Annotated in this window: 1 protein-coding gene and 2 pseudogenes; 2 read left to right on the top strand and 1 reads right to left on the bottom strand. The window is 52.6% G+C overall.

The genetic code is table 11. The features are described 5' to 3' along the window. Positions 1 to 106 precede the first annotated feature (106 nt). Positions 107 to 1,135, bottom strand: a pseudogene (locus HHA41_RS12815) (DUF4158 domain-containing protein); the annotation flags it as partial. 125 nt (positions 1,136 to 1,260) lie between these two features. On the opposite strand from HHA41_RS12815, the gene HHA41_RS12810 reads away from it, so the two are divergent. Together HHA41_RS12810 and HHA41_RS12805 are read left to right on the top strand one after the other, a co-directional pair. Further along, entirely contained in the window at positions 1,261 to 1,875 is a 615-nt protein-coding gene (locus HHA41_RS12810) for a recombinase family protein (RefSeq protein ID WP_000904906.1), read from the top strand. Positions 1,876 to 1,981: 106 nt separating this feature from the next. Then, a pseudogene (locus HHA41_RS12805) lies at positions 1,982 to 2,826 on the top strand (IS3 family transposase); the annotation flags it as partial.

The following is a 2,826-nucleotide window of genomic DNA, read 5'->3' as shown; positions in this document are numbered from 1 at the left end:
GGTAAGCAGAGTTTTTGAAACGTAAGGCCTTTGAATAAGACAAAAGGCTGCCTCATCGCTAACTTTGCAACAGTGCCCTCGCGATGACATCGCCCAGCGGCTGGCCATCATCCTGTGCATCGACCAGGGCGCCCCCGATCTCGGCGAAGGATTTCAGGGTGTCACGCACCACCCCCGCTTCGTCTGCGACCTTTGCATGGCAAATACGCTCCGAAGCACGGTAGAGACGGCCGACGATCCGGTCGTGGGTTTCGACCACTGCGTCGGCCAACATCGCCTGCCATTCCGAGACGCAAACAGCCAAGATCGCAAGCCGCCTGTCCTCCGGGAGATCGCGCATGCCGTCGGCATAATACCGTTCACCCTGCCTGCGCAGACGAGTCACCCGATGGGCAGGAACGCCGGCAAGCAGATCCTCGGGGAGATCGACGCGTTGCAGATATTCGAGCCGGTCGAGCAGCCGGTTGGCCGACGAAGAGTTCGAGCCAGGCTCGAACTGGCGCAGCCACACAAAACGGGTCACCCGATCATCAGCCGTCTCCTCGAGCAATGCCAGCAACTGTTCTCGGATCGACATAGGCAGCCGACTGGCGATCCTCGTCTCGATGCGTCGCTCGGCATCGACGAGAGCCGCGGCACAAAGCCGCTCGATCGTGGATGTCGCGGGAAGGACAGTGCGGGTGCGTCGGCACTCGGCTACGAAGCGACGGGCGATATCCTCGTTCGACACCGCCATCTCGGCTTCTCGGAACAACCATTCCTTCAGCTCGCTCGCACCACGTCCGGAGAAGGTGCGGAAGCCGTAGAGCCCCCGTAACTCGGCAAGATGCTCGTGCCGTGTTTCCTCGCGGGCAGCATAGTCTACGAGATCGTCGGCACCCAGGCCAAGCTGCGCTCCGATAAATTCGATGACCTCTGCAGGGATCAGTTCGCCTGGAGCCAGCACCCGGCCGGGATAGCGCAGGACACACAATTGCAGGGCGAAGCCGAACCTGTTGTGAGCGCGCCGACGCAGCCTGATATGCCCAAAGTCTTCATCACTCAGCGTATAGTGCTTGAGCAAATCCGTCTGTGAAGTCGGCAAGCGCAACAGCGCGTCTTTCTGCCGATCGGTTAGAGTGACGCGACGCGGCATACATGTTCCTTTTTCAAAATCTGATAGCGTTCAAGACGCTTTGTTTATGAAGCTGGTTGAGATACATTTCCAGAGGTCAATGCAATCGTGGCCGAAGCGCCGCCTCAAACCAACGTTTGTGATACATGCTGATCGGATATGCCCGCGTCTCCAAAGCCGATGGCTCGCAGTCTCTCGACCTGCAGCACGACGCCTTGCGCGCCGCAGGTGTCGAACGGGACAATATCTATGATGATCTTGCTTCCGGCGGTCGTGATGATCGCCCTGGCTTGACTGCCTGCCTCAAGTCATTGCGTGACGGCGATGTGCTGGTGGTCTGGAAGCTCGATCGCCTCGGACGATCGCTTGCCCATCTGGTCAACACGGTGAAGGAGCTGTCAGACCGCAAGATCGGCCTGCGGGTTCTGACTGGAAAGGGCGCTCAGATCGACACCACGACTGCGTCCGGTCGCATGGTGTTCGGAATCTTCGCCACCTTGGCCGAGTTCGAGCGGGATCTGATCCGAGAGCGCACCATGGCGGGTCTCGCCTCCGCGAGAGCGCGCGGTCGCAAGGGCGGACGAAAATTCGCGCTCACCAAAGCTCAGGTGCGTCTCGCGCAAGCCGCCATGGCCCAGCGCGATACTTCAGTTTCCGATCTCTGCAAGGAACTCGGCATCGAGCGCGTCACTCTCTACCGATATGTCGGTCCCAAAGGCGAGCTCAGAGACCATGGAAAGCATGTTCTCGGACTTACGTAGCAACTCGTTTCTTTTCGCAGGTTGAGCCACAGAGGTGGATCAGGAAATTTGAACAACACTTATAAGTGATATTTTGCTCCCCAAATGATGTTATAAACATCAATATATGGAGTATTTTATGACACGTAGACCAAGAAGAAATCATTCAAATGACTTTAAAGCTAAGGTAGCACTTGCTGCGATTAAAGCAGAAAAAACACTTGCTGAATTGAGTGCTGAATTTGATGTTCATCAAAACCAAATTATTGACTGGAAAAATCAATTGATCTCAGCTTCCTCGCAAGCTTTCGATCAATCAAAAGCTCCATCAGAACCCCCCATTGATCTTAAAAAGTTACATGCAAAAATCGGTGAGCAGGCATTAGAAATTGATTTTTTAGAAGGTGTGTTGAAGAAACTGGGCCGCTTCAACCACAAAAGTTAATCGACGACTCACTTCAGATTTCAGTATCTAAGCAAGCTAAGCTGCTGAAAGTCTCCCGTGGTTGTTATTACTATCGCCCAAAACCTGTGAGTGAATCAGATCTGAAGCTGATGCGCTGTATGGATGAGTTACATATGCAATACCCTTTTGCAGGTAGCCGTATGATGCGTGATTTATTGAATCGTCAAGGACATCATATAGGACGACGTCATACACGTACTTTAATGAAGAAAATGGGCATTAATGCGTTATATCGTAAACCAAATCTAAGTCAGGCCAATCAAGCTCACCGTAAATATCCATATCTGCTCAAAGGATTGGCTATTCAGCGCAGTAATCAAGTGTGGTCTACGGATATAACGTATATCCCTATGGCAAAAGGCTTTGTTTATTTATGTGCTGTGATTGATTGGCATAGCCGCAAGGTACTTGCGCATAGAGTATCGATTAGTATGGAGGTTACATTTTGCATAGAAACATTAAATGAAGCTATTGAAAAATATGGCCGACCTGAAGTCTTTAATACA

It is taken from the genome of Acinetobacter sp. A1 (assembly GCF_012371315.1).
Classification (GTDB): Bacteria; Pseudomonadota; Gammaproteobacteria; order Pseudomonadales; family Moraxellaceae; genus Acinetobacter.
The sequence above is the reverse complement of the archived record's forward strand: the minus strand, read 5'-3'. Positions and strand labels throughout refer to the sequence as shown.

Bases quoted from the DNA above. Each gene is read 5' to 3' on its own strand.
- HHA41_RS12810 (WP_000904906.1), top strand. From the start codon at position 1,261: ATGCTGATCGGATATGCCCGCGTCTCCAAAGCCGATGGCTCGCAGTCT.